Source organism: Bacillus niameyensis (genome assembly GCF_001375535.1).
In the GTDB taxonomy this organism is placed as follows: domain Bacteria; phylum Bacillota; class Bacilli; order Bacillales; family Bacillaceae_C; genus Lederbergia; species Lederbergia niameyensis.
Map to the genome: position 1 here is coordinate 3691064 of NZ_LN831197.1, position 18263 is coordinate 3709326.

General features: G+C 37.8%; 16 protein-coding genes. 11 read left to right on the plus strand and 5 right to left on the minus strand.

Annotated features, from left to right (window positions below):
* A partial coding sequence (locus BN1243_RS22745) for a hypothetical protein (RefSeq protein WP_230200240.1) occupies positions 1 to 315 on the minus strand: 315 nt, incomplete at its 3' end.
* Between the two features lie 454 nt (positions 316 to 769).
* Between BN1243_RS22745 and BN1243_RS17070 the strand changes: the two genes are divergently transcribed.
* Entirely contained in the window at positions 770 to 2500 is a 1731-nt protein-coding gene (locus BN1243_RS17070) for a sulfate adenylyltransferase (RefSeq protein ID WP_062108833.1), read from the plus strand.
* Positions 2501 to 2572: 72 nt separating this feature from the next.
* Here BN1243_RS17070 and BN1243_RS17075 read toward each other — a convergent pair whose 3' ends face one another.
* Positions 2573 to 2848 carry a hypothetical protein gene (locus BN1243_RS17075; protein ID WP_062108835.1) on the minus strand — a complete coding sequence of 92 codons (276 nt, stop codon included), beginning with the start codon at positions 2846 to 2848 and terminating at the stop codon, positions 2573 to 2575.
* A 246-nt stretch (positions 2849 to 3094) separates the two neighbouring features.
* Here BN1243_RS17075 and rbsK point away from each other — a divergent pair, with 246 nt between their 5' ends.
* The 4 genes from rbsK (at position 3095) to BN1243_RS17095 (ending at position 6892) form a co-directional block, all read left to right on the plus strand.
* Positions 3095 to 4018 carry a ribokinase gene (gene rbsK / locus BN1243_RS17080; protein ID WP_062108837.1) on the plus strand — a complete coding sequence of 308 codons (924 nt, stop codon included), beginning with the start codon at positions 3095 to 3097 and terminating at the stop codon, positions 4016 to 4018.
* A gap of 28 nt (positions 4019 to 4046) precedes the next feature.
* On the plus strand, positions 4047 to 5033 hold the full coding sequence (locus BN1243_RS17085) for a nucleoside hydrolase (protein ID WP_062108839.1): 987 nt from the start codon (positions 4047 to 4049) through the stop codon (positions 5031 to 5033).
* Between the two features lie 102 nt (positions 5034 to 5135).
* Entirely contained in the window at positions 5136 to 6074 is a 939-nt protein-coding gene (locus tag BN1243_RS17090; RefSeq protein ID WP_062108841.1) for an ABC transporter ATP-binding protein, read from the plus strand.
* A complete protein-coding gene (locus tag BN1243_RS17095; protein WP_062108843.1) occupies positions 6071 to 6892 on the plus strand; it encodes an ABC transporter permease in 822 nt (273 codons plus the stop codon). Before BN1243_RS17090 ends, BN1243_RS17095 begins: the two co-directional genes overlap by 4 nt.
* A 151-nt stretch (positions 6893 to 7043) precedes the next feature.
* Here BN1243_RS17095 and BN1243_RS17100 read toward each other — a convergent pair whose 3' ends face one another.
* A complete protein-coding gene (locus tag BN1243_RS17100; RefSeq protein WP_062108845.1) occupies positions 7044 to 7700 on the minus strand; it encodes a Type 1 glutamine amidotransferase-like domain-containing protein in 657 nt (218 codons plus the stop codon).
* Between the two features lie 127 nt (positions 7701 to 7827).
* On the opposite strand from BN1243_RS17100, the gene BN1243_RS17105 reads away from it, so the two are divergent.
* From BN1243_RS17105 to BN1243_RS17130, 6 genes are all read left to right on the plus strand, one after another.
* Positions 7828 to 8904, plus strand: coding sequence for an undecaprenyldiphospho-muramoylpentapeptide beta-N-acetylglucosaminyltransferase (locus BN1243_RS17105; RefSeq protein ID WP_062108847.1), 1077 nt, complete (start codon positions 7828 to 7830; stop codon positions 8902 to 8904).
* A 4-nt stretch (positions 8905 to 8908) separates the two neighbouring features.
* The gene (locus BN1243_RS17110) at positions 8909 to 9697 is read left to right on the plus strand and encodes a sugar phosphate isomerase/epimerase family protein (protein ID WP_062108848.1); all 789 of its coding nucleotides are present in this window, start codon (positions 8909 to 8911) and stop codon (positions 9695 to 9697) included.
* A gap of 115 nt (positions 9698 to 9812) precedes the next feature.
* Positions 9813 to 10766 carry an L-lactate dehydrogenase gene (locus tag BN1243_RS17115; RefSeq protein WP_062108850.1) on the plus strand — a complete coding sequence of 318 codons (954 nt, stop codon included), beginning with the start codon at positions 9813 to 9815 and terminating at the stop codon, positions 10764 to 10766.
* A 209-nt stretch (positions 10767 to 10975) separates the two neighbouring features.
* Positions 10976 to 12274, plus strand: a complete 1299-nt coding sequence (locus tag BN1243_RS17120) for an ABC transporter substrate-binding protein (protein ID WP_062108857.1) — start codon at positions 10976 to 10978, stop codon at positions 12272 to 12274.
* Positions 12275 to 12360: 86 nt separating this feature from the next.
* The gene (locus BN1243_RS17125) at positions 12361 to 13221 is read left to right on the plus strand and encodes a carbohydrate ABC transporter permease (RefSeq protein ID WP_062108859.1); all 861 of its coding nucleotides are present in this window, start codon (positions 12361 to 12363) and stop codon (positions 13219 to 13221) included.
* Complete coding sequence (locus tag BN1243_RS17130) at positions 13221 to 14039, plus strand: carbohydrate ABC transporter permease (protein ID WP_062108861.1); 819 nt, start codon at positions 13221 to 13223, stop codon at positions 14037 to 14039. The genes BN1243_RS17125 and BN1243_RS17130 overlap by 1 nt, the downstream gene beginning before the upstream one ends.
* A gap of 209 nt (positions 14040 to 14248) precedes the next feature.
* Here the strand turns inward: BN1243_RS17130 and BN1243_RS17135 are convergent, their stop codons facing one another.
* Together BN1243_RS17135 and BN1243_RS17140 are read right to left on the minus strand one after the other, a co-directional pair.
* On the minus strand, positions 14249 to 15328 hold the full coding sequence (locus BN1243_RS17135) for a GntR family transcriptional regulator (RefSeq protein WP_062108862.1): 1080 nt from the start codon (positions 15326 to 15328) through the stop codon (positions 14249 to 14251).
* Between the two features lie 222 nt (positions 15329 to 15550).
* Positions 15551 to 18079 (minus strand): GGDEF and EAL domain-containing protein, encoded by a 2529-nt coding sequence (locus BN1243_RS17140; RefSeq protein WP_062108864.1) that lies wholly within the window; start codon positions 18077 to 18079, stop codon positions 15551 to 15553.
* Positions 18080 to 18263: the final 184 nt, after the last annotated feature.

An 18263-nucleotide genomic window follows, 5' to 3' on the forward strand; every position in this document is an offset into this window, starting at 1 on the left:
CGCAGAATCGTGCCCATAATGAGTTGAACTTCTGTGAAACGGTAACGATTGACACTGAATCGTGCCCATAATGAGTTGAACTTCTGTGAAACGGTAACGATTGACACTGAATCGTGCCCGCAATGAGTTGAACTTCTGTGAAACGGTAACGATTGACACTGAATCGTGCCCGTAATGAGTTGAACTTCTGTGAAACGGTAACGAATGCCGCAGAATCGTGCCCATAATGAGTTGAACTTCTGTGAAGCGGTAACGAATGCCGCGGAATCGTGCCCGTAATGAGTTGAACTTCTGTGAAATGGTGACGATTGTCATTGAATCATATCACAATTAGGAAAAAAACGGAACATACAAGGCATGAGACACTTTATCATGCCCTTGTTCGTGGAAAAAAGGAATCAACGGCATTGGGACATGGACTTTTTCAGTGCTCTCCCCTAAAACCGCTCACCATTCGCCTTGATCGATGCTAAATCGAGAATGAATCCGCAACAGTCGGACCAAAAGGCTCACCTGATCAAAGGGTACCCCCTTCCTTGAGAACGCCTCCAAAAGCATACTCTATACGTAAAAATCCGAACTAACTCGTAATTTCGGGATAATTGTAAAAAAACACCTACCAAAAATTTAATTATTAAAAGATTTAAACTTTTACCCTTGCATTTTTACCGAAAAAATAGTACATTCTGAATTATATGTATTTATAGAGAGCCTGTCTTAATAAAAATTAACAGCGTTTTCAGTAAAGTGAGAAGGGGAGGAAAGTATGATGGATCATAATACAACGGTTATGGATCAAGAAACATTTTCCCGTTACCCACAACAGCCTCATGGCGGAAAGCTTGTGAATCGGGTAGTTACTGGAAAAGAGCTGGAAGAGGAGCTGCAGAGAGCTAGGCAGCTGCCGATGATTATGGTGGATTTGGAAGCGGTCATTACTCTGGAAATGATTGCGACAGGTGTATTGTCACCGAATGAAGGTTTTATGAATGAAGATGACTATAAGTCTGTCCTTAGTAACGGACGTTTAAAAAATGGTGTTGTTTGGCCAGTTCCATTGAGTTTTGCTCCAATTGGTGATCGCAATAAGCAAGTCATCACATCTCTTACTATTGGGGATGAGGTTACACTTGTTGATGAATCTAAAGATCCTGTAGCGATTATGAAAATTGAAGACTTATTTGATTATGATAAAAATTTCCGTGCTTCCCATTTATTTGGTACGACAGATCGTAATCATCCTGGTGTTGATGCGATTTTTCGGCGCATGGGGGATGTCGCTTTAGGCGGGCCTATTAAACTATTAAAACGTGTTAATTGGGGGCCATTTGAAAAATTAAGAATGGAACCGAAAGATACTTGGAAACTATTTTATGAGGAAAAGAAATTCCGTTCTGTTGGTGGGTTTATTACAGGAGCCAATCCGTTGCACCGAGGTCATGAATATATTCATCGAAATGCGCTAGAAGAGGTAGACGGAATATTTGTTCAGCCTTTAGTTGAAATGGCTAAGCGCGAGTATACCCGTCATGAGTTTCGAGTCCTTGCGTATAAAAGTGTCTTTGATACATATTATCCGCGAGAACGGGCGATACTTGCTCCACTCCGGGTTACGTATATTTTTGCAGGGCCAAGGGAGACGGTGCTGCACGCTTTAATTATGAAAAACTATGGTTGTACTCATGCATTGATTGGACGGGATCATGCTGGGATTGGCGATTATTATGATAAATATGCGAGTCATAGTATTTTCAAAGATTTTACCCCAGAAGAATTAGGGATTGATGTGAGGCTTTATTTCGAAGTATTTTATTGTACTCGTTGTGATACTTTAGCGACAATGCAATCATGTCCTCATGATGAACAATATCGCATCAATATTTCTGGCACAGGAATTCGTGAACTTTTACGTCATGGAGTTATGCCGCCGAAAGAAATTGTTCGACCTGAATCAGCGCGCATTGCTATCCAAGGAGTCCAGCCTAAAGGATTGGACGCGAATCACGAGTCCATCTCTCCTATCGGGAAGACGATTAAAAGTATTTTTCCGTATTATCTAGAATACAAAAGTCTAGGCGGACAAAAAAGGGAGAAGCCTTTAACGGTCGAGGAGCTTACGATTCGTGATCTAGAGGCAGCTGTAAATGATGCCCGTGCAAACGCTCACCGAATTTATAAAGAAACATTTGAAGAATATAGCTATCTTGGAGATACGAATCGCAGCTTGCAGCCAGACTGGATTACAAAAGCACGTGAATCTGTAAAGACGCAACAAGAAATGGTTATTAAAGATTTGGAGGAAAAGGTGACCCAAGCTCCAGCCGAAGCATCCGATGAATTTATGTACCAGGATAAAGATGAGGCTGAAAAGGAACTTGCCGTTGCTAAACGAATTCTTGGAGATCTCCCGCCAGCCATTCATAAAGAGGATCTAGACTATCGTACATGGAATCCGCTTCCTTATCAACGTTATCGTGGCAGTGACGAGCCCGCGGAATAAAGTGAAACTTCAATCAGTGGGGGTCCTACAGCCAGTTAATGCGGGATAAAAAGAAGAGCTTAGAGGAACTTTCTATCTTCTAAGCTCTTTCCCATTGATAATAATGATAATTTCGCTCATTTTATCTTGAAGATTCAAGTTTATGGCAGCTATGCGCTCATAAAAAATAAATATACTAATAAAGTAGATAAATCCGATCCCCATCACGGATAAACGTATTTTCAACAAAAGTAGTGGGGTGGCAAAACGGCTAAAAACTAATGTTAAAATAAAAATCCCCACTACAACTATAACCCCTGCCATGTATAACTTTAGCTCCCGCCATGACATTTCGTTGTGTGTGTTCATGATGCACTCTCCTTAAGTACCCAAGGAATTTTGTCGGTATTAGCGTATGAGACTTTTATGAAAAATAGAACTATGTCGATTTGTCCTTTTTACATAAACAAGCATTTTTCAACTGAATTCTATAAAATTCTCGTGATTAAGTTAATATTGAAACGGAAAGAGATTTTAAAAGATGAGCTGTTATAGGAGCAACATCTATAGCGAAAGAAGCGCAGATTCACTAATACTGATAAGGAGGCCAAAAAGATGGCACAGAATAAAATAACTATCATCGGCAGCATGAATATGGATATCGTTGTCGAGGCACCGCGGTTTCCTCTCGGTGGAGAGACGATTACGGGAAATAGAATTAGTTTTATCCCTGGGGGGAAGGGGGCTAATCAAGCTGTAGCAGCGGCACGTCTTGGAGCAGTGACGACGATGATTGGAGCAGTAGGGGAAGATTCCTTCGGGGAAACATTGCTCGATTATATGGAAAAAGATGATGTCAATGTCGAGAACGTTAAATTGGTGAAAAATGAATCTACAGGGACGGCCTCGATTACATTGGTTCCCAATGAAAATAATATTGTTGTCGTTCCTGGGGCGAACGGACAGCTGCTACCTGAAGATATTCGACAGTATGAGAATGTTATTGCGGATTCAGATATAATTCTGCTCCAATTAGAAATTCCTTTAGCTACGATTGAAGAAGCCGTTGATATCGCTGATCGCTATCATAAAACGATCATTTTAAACCCAGCTCCAGCACAGAAATTGCCGAAATCTGTTTTGAACAAGATTCATTATATTACTCCGAATGAATCTGAGCTTGAAACTCTTACGGGGCTCGATCGTTCTCAACACTCTTTAGATGAAATGATGGATGTATTATTAGATTGGGGATGTCGCTATGTTGTGACAACTCTCGGTTCTGAAGGTGTTGCTTGGAAGGGGAAAGGGGAAAAGTTGGAGAAAGTTCCCTCTCATTCTGTTTCGGTAGTGGATACAACAGGTGCAGGTGATGCGTTTAATGCAGGACTAGCCTACTTTTTATGTACAGAACATAAGATAGACGAAGCGATTATTTCGGCTAATCAAGTATCAGCCTTGGCCGTGACAAAATTTGGGGCTCAAGCTGGCATGCCTACTTTACAAGAAGTGCAGAAATTTTTTGGACAACAAAGATAGACATAAAGCGGAAAGAAGGATTAACCTTATGGAATTAGACAAGAAGCGCGTTATTATTGATGTTGATACCGGAATCGATGATGCGATCGCAATCTTATTTGCGCTTAAATCGCCCAATCTGAAGGTCGAAGGGATCACTACTGTATTTGGAAATGTAGGCGTTGAGCAAGCGACGGATAACACATTACGAGTGATCCAGCTTGCGAAACCATCATACGAAGTCCCCGTAGCAAAAGGAGCAGCGAAACCTTTAAAAAGAAAACTTAGTAGTTTTTCTGATGTACATGGATATAACGGACTTGGGAATATTGAACTTCCATTATCACGACAAATGCCTGTAGATGAAAATGCAGAGGATTTTATTTTGCGAAAGTCAAGAGAACTGAAAAAGGATCTAATCATCGTCACATTAGGAAGGCTCACTAATATAGCTCACGCTTTGATAAAAGATCCAACTCTAGCAACAAGAGTTAAGCAGGTGTACGTGATGGGCGGTGCTGTCCATACTACGGGAAATATTACGCCTGTTTCAGAGGCAAATATGTGGGGAGACCCCGAAGCAGCAGATATTGTTTTTTCATCGGGAATACCGATCACGATGGTTGGATTAAACGTGACGAGAAAAACGAAAATGACGAGTCAACATTTGGAGTTTCTCCAAAGACATTGTAAGCCTGAAAATCGAGAAATTGTCTCGTTTATTCATAATGCTATGACATTTTATTTTGATTTTTACCATTCCAATTATTATCTAATGGAATCAGCTCCAGTGCATGATCCATTGACGGTTTTAGTAGTGTTAGATCCTAGAATTGTTAAAACTCAACAAATGCCGATAAAAATCGAATGTGAAAGCGAAACTTGTCTCGGAATGACTGTCGCTGACTTGCGGCCTCATCCTGAAGTAGGTTCGCCGGTGAAAGTTTGTGTAGATGTCAATGCAGAGCTTGCTATCAATAAAATATTGGCAGTGTTTGAAGGGATTCCTTTTAAAAATGGGCAAGTTACATTATAAAATGTACTTGCCTTTTTAAATTTTTCTAAGCAAGTTCAATTTTGAAACCTTTTCTTTATTTCTTCGTATAAATGTATAGCTGGTAATGAAAAGAGGGAGAACATGACTGATAATATTTTACAAGTGAAGAATTTAACTAAAAAAATCGGTTCGAAAACGATTGTCGATAATGTAAGCTTCGCGGTCCAGAAAGGTGAGATTTTTGGATTGCTTGGGCCAAATGGAGCGGGTAAAACGACGATTATCCGGATGATTGTTGGGCTCATTAATCGTACGGGTGGAAAGGTAAGCATTAATGGACATGACCTTGACACTGATTTTAATGGTGCGTTAAACGAAGTCGGAGCGATAGTAGAAAACCCTGAATTTTACGGCTATATGTCAGGGTATAAAAACTTGATCCATTATAAGCGAATGTCTAGAAATGAAATTTCGGATGAGAAGCTGAAGGAAACAATTGAATTGGTAAAACTAGATCATGCCATTCAACAAAAAGTTAAAACATATTCATTAGGGATGCGTCAAAGATTAGGTGTAGCACAAGCTATTTTACATAGTCCGTCATTATTAATATTAGACGAGCCAACGAACGGTCTTGATCCATCAGGAATTCGTGAGTTCCGCGATCATCTTAGAATGCTTGCGAATAACGGGGTCTCTGTGTTAGTATCGTCGCATTTATTATCGGAAATGCAACTGATGTGTGATCGTTTCGCGATTATTGAAAAAGGTAAGTTAATCCATATCGAGTCGATGTCTGACACTACTAATCTGGAAGAAACTTCGGCTAGAGAAGTTACCTTTACAGTAAATGATTGTGAAAAAGCGGTAAAAATAGTAGAGCAAAACATCACCGAATCAATTATAAAAAATAGCGAGAAACAATTTACAATTTCCATTGATTATCAGTCGATCGCGGCAATCAATAAGCTGCTTGTCCAATCAGATATTCAAGTTTTTGAAATATCTAGTGTGAAAAAGACACTCGAGGATCGCTTTATGGAAATTACGAATTCCGCAAAAGAGGTGGTCAAGCAATGATTGGTTTAATACAAAATGAATTTATGAAAATATTTTCGAAAAAAAGTTCTTGGATTTATATGATTATTTTGTCCGTAGTTGTATTAGGCGGTGCAATTATTTACTACTTGCTTCAAAAGAATTTTCCAGATATGTTCAGTACAACTTCAACAAGCACATGGACTTTTATGAATTCAGTTGTCTATAGTTTAGGATCACTTGTCATCTTATTTAGTGTTATTATTTGCAGTGCGAATGTATCAGCAGAGTTTGGTAGCGGCACAATAAAACAGTTGCTTATTCGCCCACATTCCCGTTGGAAAATACTTTTATCTAAGTATGTTGCTGTGACATTGTATTCGCTTTTGCTAATGATTACTCTGTTCATCATTGGCTATATTATCGGCTTGATCTTTTTCGGAGTAGGCGATTTTGGGGCTAAAATAGAAGAGTTTGGTTTAAATGGAACTTTTGAAGCGTCTGTAGGAACTCAAGTTATTCAGAAATTTTTATTGCTGATTCCGGGTCTCCTCATTGTCAGTACTATTTCATTTATGCTCTCAACATTGTTTAAAAGCCAAGCACTTGCTGTTGGAATTGGTATTTTTATATTATTTACCTCCAATTCAATAGGTGGAGTATTATTCTTTTTGATGGAAAAATTCACTTGGACTAAGTTTCTTATTTTTCCACATCTTGATTTATCCATTTATGCTTTACAGGACACGCTTGCACCTGGAGTAACTCTTGGATTTTCAAGTGTAATTTTACTTGCATATTATTTGATTTTTATGGCGATTACCTTTTTCTTCTTTCAGAAACGGGATATTTCGTTTTAAGTCTTATGTAAAATTAACGGAAGCGCCAGGAGCGGAAATCAACGGATTTCACCTGCAATTCCTTTTAAAAGTGAAAGAGACGCCGAGATGTGGAACTCTCGATTCCTTTTGTCGACAATCTGAACCGTACAGTGTTAAACTGTACGGTCATTCAATTAATTTTTACAAGCACATCCCCTGCAATACTATAAACCCCATTTCCTTCTGTGGAATCTAGCTCTCCGTTTCGGAAATATACGCAAGTTTCTTCATCGATCCCGTAATTACTGAAGTCGCTAAATTGTTGGACGGCGTTTCTTAAATGCTCTTCATCCTTCCATTGTGAAAAATGTACGGCAACTAAAACATTGGGTAATAGACCTAGTCCTTTTCTATGCTGAAACTCCTTTTGCTCATTATCTTTAGGCGAAATAATACATTCTTTAGGGCTTATAAGGGCACCTGCTGAAAAACCAGCGATCGGAATTCCAGATACGTATTGTTCTTTTATGACGAGAGCAATGGGCGTTTCCACAATATAGTCTGCATATAAATTTGTATTCCCGCCACCAATGATGATACTAGAGCTTTTTTTAATACAATCGACTACCTGTTCTACAGGTGTTGAAGGTAGAGGTAAGTATAGGAAATCTTTAACACCTAAGCGTTCCAAAGCTCGCGTGTATTTGGGCATATATTGCTCCCAACCTTCTCGCTCGACAAATAAAATGGAGACGGGTTTATTTCTTCCAGAAGCTTTTACGAATTGGTTTGCCATGTTTGCTGTAAAAGGAGGACTCCCGCCAAAAAGGAAAAGATGTTTTTCCATATGCTCACCTTCTTATTTTGATAGTAATTATTGGATTCGCTACCGTTTGATAAAACCCTTTAAATATAAATAGCATTCTTCCTGTCCCTTCCCATATAATGGATACAATAAAATCGGAGGAGGCATTATGGAGAAGAAGACGATTGTTTTAACGGGCGGTGGATCCGCAGGTCATGTTACACCGAATATGGCCATCATTCGTGAGCTTGATATAAAAATGTGGGATATCCATTATATTGGTTCTCATTCCGGGATAGAGAAGGAGTTAATGGAAAAAATTGATGTTCCCTATCACGGGATCAGCAGCGGCAAGCTTCGCAGATATATGAGTAAGAAAAATGTGGGAGATATTTTTCGCGTAATAAAAGGATGTTTAGAAGCACGGAAAACGTTAAAGAAGATTCGTCCGTCCCTCGTATTTTCTAAAGGTGGATTTGTTTCTGTACCTGTAATTGTTGCGGCAAGTACATTAAAAATTCCAACGCTGATCCATGAAAGTGATATTACACCGGGGCTAGCCAATAAAATTTCCCAGAGGTTTGCAAGCAAAATTTTCACATCATTTGAAGAAGCAACTCACTATTTTCCTGCCCATAAAGCGCAACATATTGGCTCGCCAATTAGAAGAGAGATTTTAACTGGTTCCCTAGAAAAGGGGTTAAGATTTCTTGATTTTAATAAAAGGAAACCAGTATTAACAATTATGGGAGGAAGTTTGGGAGCGAAAAGAATAAATGAAGTTGTAAGGAATTCTTTAAACGACTTAATAAAGGATTTTCAAATTGTCCATCTCTGTGGAAAAGGTCAAGTAGATTCTTCTCTGCAACAGATCCCGCAATATCGTCAGTTTGAATATGTTCATGACGAGCTAGCGGACATCCTGGCAGCAACGGATTTGGTGATCACAAGAGGGGGATCAAATGCGATATTCGAATTTTTATCGCTAAAAATACCAATGCTTATAATCCCGTTAAGTTTGCAGCAAAGCCGAGGGGACCAGATTTTAAATGCAAAATCATTTGTGAAAAGCGGCTATGCCAACATGCTAGAGGAAGAGAACTTGACTGAAGAATCGCTACTTTTACAGTTAAACGAGTTGCAAAATAAACGTACTGAAATGAAAAAGAATATGAATACTACTATAAAAAATGACGCTTTGACCATTTTATTGAACGAAATTCGTCTATGGTCAAGAGGGGAGTAAGCAAATGTTTAAATATAGTGTATCTCAATGGATTTACGGGAATGAAAATATAGAAGAGACATTGCAAAGACTCAGTAAATATCAATATGATGGAATTGAGTTAAAGGGAGAGCCTGACTCTATAAATCTAGCAGAAACGAAAGAACTGCTAAAAAGATATGAACTAAGTTGCAGTTCAATTTGCGGGATTTATACAGCTGAAAGAGATTTGGCATCGGCTGATGAAACAGTTCGTAACGATGCGATTGAATATGTGAAGAAATGTGTTGATCTGGCAAAAGCTCTAGATGCCTCAACTGTCATTGTTGTACCAACTACAGTTGGCAAACATGCTCCAAAAACGGAGGAGGCATGGAACTATGCTGTAACGAGTCTTCGCGTGGCAGGAGAATATGCCGAACAACATCAGATTACTATTGCGATCGAGGCGCTCAATCGTTATGAAACGTATTTAGTAACGAACTTAACAGAAGCGATGGCAATGGCTGAACAAGTAAATATTAGCAGTGTAAAAGTGATGGCAGATCTATTCCATATGAATTTGGAAGAAAGAAATATGCTCGAAGCTTTTTCTTTGATCGAAAAATCACTAGCCCATGTTCATATTGCGGATAACACGCGAGAAGCAGCAGGTATAGGCCAAACTGATTTTGCTCCTGTCATTACCTATTTAAAAAATATGGAATATAACGGCTATATCACAATGGAGTTTCTTCCTGGGCAGAATAAAGATGAATTTACGAAGCAATCGATTGATCATCTGAAAAAGATAGAAGCACGTATCTACTCATAGGATTACACCTAATGGTTGCGGTAAATGTTACGATTAAGGTTATACTTCTAGTAAAGTTGTTTTGTTTAGGCTATGATATTTCTTTAAAGAGTTTTTGCAAAGGACGTGAATCATCATGACAGTAAAAGGTAATCGAGTAGCAGTGATCGGAGCTGGATTTGTTGGCTCTAGCTATGCATTTTCTTTGCTAAATCAGGGGATTGTTGAAGAACTAATTATTATTGATTTAAACGAAGACAAGGCTAAAGGCGATGTAATGGATTTGAACCATGGGAAAGTTTTTGCACCTGACTTCACTTCGATTCGATATGGTCAGTATCAAGATTGCGCCAATGTGGATTTAGTTGTCATCTGTGCGGGGGCAAATCAAAAGCCGGGAGAGACGAGATTAGATCTAATTGAAAAAAATCTGAGAATCTTTAAATCGATCGTTGATGAAGTGATGGCGAGCGGGTTTTCAGGGATATTTTTAGTAGCTACAAACCCAGTCGATATATTGACATATGCTACTTGGAAATTTAGTGGCTTACCAAAGCAACGGGTTATCGGTTCAGGTACGATTTTAGATACAGCCCGTTTTCGCTATATGTTAGGAGACTACTTCGCTGTTTCTCCTAATAATGTCCATGCTTACATTATTGGAGAACATGGAGATAGTGAACTACCTGTCTTTAGCTCAGCTGACATAGGCGGAGTGCCGATTCATAAATACATTAGTGGGAATCCGAAATTTAAACAAGAAGATCTTGATGATATTTTCATTAGTGTCCGTGACTCAGCTTATGAAATTATTAAAAGCAAAGGTGCAACATATTATGGAATCGCTATGGGGTTGGTCAGAATTACTAAAGCGATTTTTCGAAATGAAAACTCGATCTTAACCGTATCTGCTCTATTAGAAGGTGAATATGACCAAGATGATGTCTACATAGGGGTGCCGGCAGTTGTAAATCGGAATGGGATTCGGGAAGTAATTCAATTAGATTTGAATGATAAAGAAAAACAGGAATTCTCAGAAAGTGCCCGCGTATTAAAAGCGATTTTAACACCACAATTCAATAAACAATAAAGTTATAACCAAAAGAAGGCATGCGAATTCGTATGCCTTTTTTGGTGCCTGGCACGCCCCGAATTTTGTCGAAATTACATAATTGATGTCATTAAGGAAATAGTGAGTTTAGGTGCTTTTTTTGATGTCTAGAATTTTTATCAATAGAATCGGATTGAAAAAAGGGTTCGGTCCATACTAATAAAAAATCTAAATGAGGAGTGGGAAAGATGAAAACGAAAAAGCTTATCGCAAAAATGGCAGTTCTCTTGACGATATGCGGACTTTTATTTGCTGGCTGTTCTTCTGGAGGAAATGACGGAGGAGATAAAGGTACAGCTAAAAAAGACAAAGTGACAATCGATATTTTCCAGGGGAAAGTGGAGTTTAATCAACAATTTAAAGATCTTGCCAAAAAATATGAAGATGAAACCGGTGTGAAAATTAATATTACAAGCGTTGGTGGAGGAACAGATTATCTAGGCTCGTTGAAATCGCAGTTTTCTTCAGGAGATGAGCCAGATATTTTCAGTGTAGCAGGTCCATCTGACGCGGAACAAATGGATAAGTATTTATCTGATTTATCGGATACAAAAGCGGCTAAGGCGGCACTCGAAGGGACGCTTTCAGCTGTTACGAAAGACGGCAAAGTTAGAGGGCTGCCGTTTAACCAAGAAGGTTATGGCTTTATTTACAATAAAACAGTGTTTGAAAAAGCGGGAATTAATCCTGATGATATTGTCTCATACAATGATTTGGAAAATGCCGTAAAGACACTTGATAGTAAGAAAGATGAACTTGGGATTAAGGCTGTTTTCGCATTGGCAGCGAAAGAGAAATGGGTGCTGGCTAACCATTTGGCCAACGTCTACTTTGCACCAGAATTTGACCATGATGTACTAAAGGCATACGAGTCAGATACGATCAAATTTGATAGGGGATCTGAGCTTCAAAAAATGTTGGACTTGCAAAATAAATATTCAATTCAACCATCCTTAAGTTTGGATTATTCGCAACAAGTGGAAGAATACTTTTCACTTGAACAAGTTGCTATGATCCAACAAGGGAACTGGGTATATCCAACTATAAGCGAAATGGATGCGGATTTTGCCGAAAAAAACATTGGAATTTTACCGATTCCGCTAGAGGGCTATGAAAGTCGTCTGCCAGTTGGGATTCCAAACTATTGGGCTGTCAACAAAAATAGTGATGAAAAGGTTGTAAAAGCTGCTAAAGATTTCTTGGATTGGTTGTATACATCCGACACTGGAAAAGATGCTGTTCTGAACGATTTTAAATTTATTCCTGCCTATGAAGGATACGACACGTCAAAAATCGCCGATCCGTTATCAAGATCGATCTATGAGTATGCATCAGATGGTAAAACAATTGGTTGGGTATTCCTTGGTTATCCCCCAGGGTGGAGTGATGAGTTAGGAGCTAATATGCAGAAATATCTTGACGGTAAAATGAGCTGGGATGATGTGGAGTCTGATTCCACGAAGAAATGGGAAGCAGATCGGAAGTAATACTTAATCAGTGGGGATCACAACCCCACTGATTAAGGTTTCACTTTTTAAAAGTCATAAGGCAAAACCATTTCAGGGGGATTGTTATGAGTAATCGAGATTTATCATTTTGGCTCTTTTTAACACCAGCTTTATTGGGGTTAGGCCTAGTCGTGATTGTTCCGCTTTTAATGGGAATCTTTTATTCATTCACAGACTGGGATGGTCTGGATTTCACTCGTTTTTTAGGCTTGAAAAATTATTTTAGTGTGTTCCAAGATCAGAGCTTTTTAAACGCACTTTGGTTTACAATAAAATTTTCCATTGTATCCGTTATTCTACTTAATATTTTGGGACTTGGATTAGCCATTTTAGTTACCCGAAATTTTAGAAGCAGTAATTTACTGAGAACAGTATTTTTCATGCCTAACTTAATCGGCGGGCTCATATTAGGATTTATTTGGCAGTTTATTTTTATAAGTGTTTTTTCTGATATAGGGAGAATTCTCGGTGCTGAGTCATTGATGGGGTGGTTGTCTACAGCGAATACTGGGTTTTGGGGAATGATCATATTAACTGCTTGGCAGATGGCTGGATATATAATGATCATTTATATTGCTTATCTGGAAAGTATTCCTCAGGAATTGATTGAAGCCGCAAAAATTGATGGAGCGAATAGCATTCAACGGTTTATGAATGTTACATTTCCGCTAGTTGCGCCAGCTTTTACAGTTAGTATGTTTTTAACTTTATCAGGTTCGTTTAAAATTTATGATCAAAACTTGTCACTTACGAACGGTGGCCCATATGATTCGACACAAATGGTGGCAATGGACATAGTTAGGACGGCATTTACAAGAAATGATATGGCTCTTGGACAAGCAAAGGCAGTTATTTTCTTTATTATTGTCGCTGCAATTGCTTTAACTCAAGTGTATTACAATAAAAAGCGGGAGGTTGATGTTTAATGCAAAGTAGTAAGCGCAATTTATTCATTCTGCAAATTATTGGCTTATTACTTGGGTTAATTTGGATCTCTCCTTTTTATTTAATTGTTGTGAATGCCTTTAAAACGAAAAAGGAAATCTTTACAGATGTTCTAGGTTTTCCTGAAACATTAAATGCGGAAAACTTTTCCCGGGCGTTTGAAGAATTAGCCTTTATTAAATCGTTTATGAATTCAATGATCATAACTGTTGCAAGCATTTTGATTATCGTGATTTGTTCTTCGATGGCGGGGTATGTTTTAGCACGTAATAAAAGCAAATTAAGCTCAAGTTTGTTAATGGTATTTGTTGCTGCTATGCTTATTCCATTTCAGTCCGTCATGATCCCTTTAATTTCGCTATTTGGCAGTGTCAATATGTTGAATCAAGCGGGATTAGTTTTTATGTATTTAGGTTTCGGTTGCAGCCTATCAATTTTTTTGTATCATGGAGCGATGACTGGTGTTTCGCTATCATTAGATGAAGCTGCCGTCATTGATGGGGCAAGTCGCTTTCAAATTTTCTACTACATTATTTTTCCGTTATTGAAGCCAATTTCAGTAACGGTTGGAATTCTAAATGTGATCTGGATTTGGAATGACTACTTATTACCGTCGCTTGTTCTTGGGGAATCTAGAGCGACGATTCCATTGAAAATGTTTTTCTTCTTTGGACAATATACAAAACAATGGCACTTAGCATTAGCAGGACTCACATTAGCCATCTTACCAGTAATTATTGGCTATTTCTTCGCCCAAAAGCAAATTATAAAAGGTGTAGCAGAAGGCGCTGTAAAATAAAGTGCAAAATAAAGTGCCAGGCACCACCCGGTTTTTGTCGAAAAGTACAATCCTCTGTAGTAATAGGATTTGCATCTGTTCGACAATATCCGACATTGTTCGGGTGGTGCCAGGCACTAGTCTTAGGCACTAGTCTTAATATGGACATCAAAAAGCGGAACCATCGCAACGTTTTGTTTATTTATAAAATCTCCCCAGTCAAAAAGAAATCAATTTGGCCATCTCGATTTAAAACAAATATTTACAGGTAGAACAATTTGTTCAACAGTCTGTTTTGCTTTTTGTTGTAATAGCGTTTGTAATAGTTCGACAGACTTTTCCCCAATTTGAACAGAGTCTTGTTTAGCAGTATAAATGGGGTATATATCTAGATCATGTTCTTGATCAAAAGAAGCAATTAAAAATTCCTCTGGTATTTGTTTACCTAGACTTTTTGCTGCTTTATAAGCAATTTCACCAGCATAAGCATTCATAGCGAATATACCTGTTATATCTGGATTATCCTGAAGAAAACTGATTGCTCGTTCTAGTGGATTTTCATGAAGCAGTTCTGTGAACCAAATAGAACGATCGATTGGAATGCCCGATTCATCAAGAGCTTTTTCATATCCTTTAATCCGATCCTCAACAGTAGCAGTTTCAAAGTTTGGGGCAGAAAATAACCCTATTTTCAGATGATTTTTTGCTAATAAGATTTTTGTTAATTCATAAGCGCCTTGGACATTATCTGAGTATACAGCTGGTGTTTCGATCCCGCTTAAATAGCGGTCGATTAGAACTAATGGAAATTGATCTAAAGTAAGACGAAGAATTTTTTCATTATAAACTTCATCATCCACAGGAAAAATAATTAATCCCTCTGCACCATCATTTAACAAAGCTTGAATGGCCTGTTTTTCTACATCGATATAATGGTGGGATTGTTGGATCATTAAGCTATATCCTGAGTTAGTGACAACGTTTTCAATGCTGGACAAGATTTGCGAGCAATAGCGGTCAGCTATTTCAGGCATAATTAATCCGATGATTGGCCGTTTGTTTTGTTGGGAATTTGACTGTCTTACATTTGGTTCCCCAACAAAGGTTCCTTTTCCTGGTATACGATAGACTTTACCATCTTCAACTAGTTGTAAAATAGCATTCTTAGAAGTAATTCTGCTTACGTTGAACTTTTTTGCTAATTCGATTTCTGAAGGTAATTGATCATGAGCCTTGTAAATACCTGCATCAATTTCCTTCTCCAAATACTTTTTTATTTGCAAATACAAAGGTGAATTATTATTGATCACATATCGTCCTCCTTTAGATCCAGAGTATATCAGGATATATAATTGTAATGCTGGTTATAACTACAACATAATATTAGATGCACTTCTAGTCAAGAATGAGCGGTGGGAATTTTTCGACAACTTTCGACAAAGTCTTAAGTGAAAAATAAAACCACGCCAATCTTCATAAATTGGCATGGTTTTATTTTGTGTGGAAAGGGTTCTATTTTCTTAAAAATGTTTTTATATCCCCTTTCTATAATTAGTTCCTCCATCGATTTCTTGAGGGGGCAAATTGGGCAAAATGAGCAGCTTTTCAAATTCTTCATAAGGAAGCGGCTTGCTAAACAAGTATCCTTGGATTTGATCACATTCATATTTACGTAAAAAACTAAGTTGATCCCACGTTTCAACACCTTCTGCTACAACATTCATGTCTAAGTCATGAGCTAAAGAAATGATCGCTTTTGTAATTTGCGAATTTTCGCGTGAAGTGTGTTCCGTAATAAAGGATTTATCAATTTTGATTGTGTCTACTTTAAACTTTTTTAAAAAGAGAAGAGAGGAGTATCCAGTACCGAAATCATCGAGTGCAAGTTTTACACCTATCTTTTTCAGACGCTCAATATCAGCGGTAAAGGCCTCACCTTTTTCAATTAAAGCCGTTTCTGTAATTTCAAGTTCCAGCCATTTTGGATTTATTTTTGTTTCTTGTAAAGTCTGAATTATTTTTTCGACCCAATCTTCACGGGAAATATGTTTAGGCGAAATATTAAGGGATATTGTTTTTAAGGGTAAGCCTAGCTGCTCCCATTTTTTTATTTGCTCACATACCGTTCGTATCACCCAATCTGTTATCGGGAAGATCATCCCAGTTTCCTCTGCAAGGGGGATAAACTCCATTGGAGAAATGGACTTCCACTCCGGGTGTTGCCAACGAATCAGAGCTTCAGCGCCGATTATTTTACACGTATGTGTTTCCACTTTTGGTTGATAGTATAAAAACAGTTGGTTCTTCTGGATCGCTTTCCGTAAATCTCTTTCCAGATAATAAGTTTTAAATGATTCAATATCCATGGACGGATTATAAATTTTATAAGTGTTTTTCCCAGCAGCCTTTGCACGGTAAAGAGCGGCATCGGCCTTTTTTACAAGTGATTCGGGATTGTCCCCATCATCCGGGTAGATAGCGATTCCGATACTAGCCGTAATTTGTAGCTCGTATCCCTCGATAAAATAAGGTTCTTCTAAAATTTGAATTAGTTCTTTCGCTATTTTAACAGGTTCTTCCATGTTACTTACTTTTCGAATGAGAATGGAAAATTCGTCACCTCCCATTCTTGCAACGAGATTATCTCCAGTTACACATTGTTTTAAGCGATAAGCAAATTCAGTTAATAACCGATCTCCAATACTATGTCCTAACGAATCATTGATTTTTTTAAAACCGTCCATATCTAAATACATTATCGCAAAATTGCTTTTCGTTTTATCCACATGGTCTTGTAGTTCTTGATCAAACATTCTTCGGTTCGGAAGGTGAGTTAAATAGTCATGATAGGCTAAATACTTAATTTTTTCAGCGGTGATTTTTTCTTCAGTAATATCGATAATAATTCCATCTAATCTCAGAAGATTACCTGTAGAATCTAGAGTAGGGATTGTTTTATCATGTACCCATCTCAAATCACCGGCCTTATTGGAGATCCGATATTGGATAGATGAAAATTCGCCATCAAGAAAACGTTCTTGAACTTTTTCATATGATTCAAAATCCTCTTCAACTATTAAATCCTCCCATTCGATCCGATGATGAAGAAAATCGCCTGTACTAAAGCCTGTTAGTCGCTCAAACCCTGGAGAAATAAATAATAATTGATTAGTTTGCATATCTTTTGACCATAGATATGCATCAAGATGGCGAACGAAGTTTTTCCGTTGTTCATCTTTTAGTGCCCATTTATCTTGGATTAACTGTTGGTCTGTTATGTCATGGGTAGTTCCAATTAATCGAATGGTTTTTTGATTTTCATTGATAATAATATCGGCATATTCACTGACAACTCTGACTGTTCCATCTGGGCGAACAATTCTATGTTTGACCTTCAAAGCAATTCCTTTTTCAATTGTTTCATTAAAGGCTTCCTGAAAAAGGGGCTGATCATCGGGATGGATAAATGGGAAAACCTTATCATAAGTTGGGACTTTAAAAGTATGTTCATCAAGTCCAAATATTTCATACATCTTATCAGACCAATAAGCTGTATCTTCTTTTAAATCATATTCCCAAATACCTATATTCGTAACTTTTTCTTCCGTTTGCAGGTTTAATGCTAGTGTATTTAAAGGTTCAAGGTGTTTTTGACTTTTCGAGCTATCATTCATTAATCCTACTATCCCTATTATTCGTCCGTTTATGTAAATCGGATATAGAGTATTCTCCATTTCAACAACATCATTGTTATTTACAAAGTTATTAGATGTAAAGGATTGTGATTCTCCTTTTAAGGTTTTTTCATAGTAGTAATAAAAACTATTGAGCTGTGTTTTAAGTTTAGATTTTTTGATAATGCCACGTAGCGACTTCGGGGGAATATCAAAAAGATTGTTAAAGGAAGCATTTGCGACCAAAATTTCCTCTTTTTCATTCAATATATATACGGGATCAGGGAAGTGATGAAATACATATTGATATATATTAAAGATCTCTTCTTGACTGTCCGAACGTTCCTTTTTCTTTCTAGCCAACCTTCTAAAAAAATTACCTACCATCAGATGGCCCCCTTTGTAACCAGTATGTGTCCAGAGGCGAGGAAAATAACATTCTTTTTTTCGACATTTGTGTAGCCATAATATACCGAGCATTAGCTAAATTCAATAAGATCTCTGATGGGAAGATATGGAAGTAAGGCCGCCATTCGACAAAGCCAGTATTGAGGAGGACTTGACGGGTAAG

Excerpts from the sequence above, each read along its gene's own strand:
- BN1243_RS17070 (WP_062108833.1), top strand. The coding sequence starts at position 770 with ATGGATCATAATACAACGGTTATGGATCAAGAAACATTTTCCCGTTAC.
- BN1243_RS17075 (WP_062108835.1), bottom strand. The coding sequence starts at position 2,848 with ATGAACACACACAACGAAATGTCATGGCGGGAGCTAAAGTTATACATG.
- rbsK (WP_062108837.1), top strand. The coding sequence starts at position 3,095 with ATGGCACAGAATAAAATAACTATCATCGGCAGCATGAATATGGATATC.
- BN1243_RS17085 (WP_062108839.1), top strand. The coding sequence starts at position 4,047 with ATGGAATTAGACAAGAAGCGCGTTATTATTGATGTTGATACCGGAATC.
- BN1243_RS17090 (WP_062108841.1), top strand. The coding sequence starts at position 5,136 with ATGACTGATAATATTTTACAAGTGAAGAATTTAACTAAAAAAATCGGT.
- BN1243_RS17095 (WP_062108843.1), top strand. The coding sequence starts at position 6,071 with ATGATTGGTTTAATACAAAATGAATTTATGAAAATATTTTCGAAAAAA.
- BN1243_RS17100 (WP_062108845.1), bottom strand. The coding sequence starts at position 7,700 with ATGGAAAAACATCTTTTCCTTTTTGGCGGGAGTCCTCCTTTTACAGCA.
- BN1243_RS17105 (WP_062108847.1), top strand. The coding sequence starts at position 7,828 with ATGGAGAAGAAGACGATTGTTTTAACGGGCGGTGGATCCGCAGGTCAT.
- BN1243_RS17110 (WP_062108848.1), top strand. The coding sequence starts at position 8,909 with ATGTTTAAATATAGTGTATCTCAATGGATTTACGGGAATGAAAATATA.
- BN1243_RS17115 (WP_062108850.1), top strand. The coding sequence starts at position 9,813 with ATGACAGTAAAAGGTAATCGAGTAGCAGTGATCGGAGCTGGATTTGTT.
- BN1243_RS17120 (WP_062108857.1), top strand. The coding sequence starts at position 10,976 with ATGAAAACGAAAAAGCTTATCGCAAAAATGGCAGTTCTCTTGACGATA.
- BN1243_RS17125 (WP_062108859.1), top strand. The coding sequence starts at position 12,361 with ATGAGTAATCGAGATTTATCATTTTGGCTCTTTTTAACACCAGCTTTA.
- BN1243_RS17130 (WP_062108861.1), top strand. The coding sequence starts at position 13,221 with ATGCAAAGTAGTAAGCGCAATTTATTCATTCTGCAAATTATTGGCTTA.
- BN1243_RS17140 (WP_062108864.1), bottom strand. The coding sequence starts at position 18,079 with ATGGTAGGTAATTTTTTTAGAAGGTTGGCTAGAAAGAAAAAGGAACGT.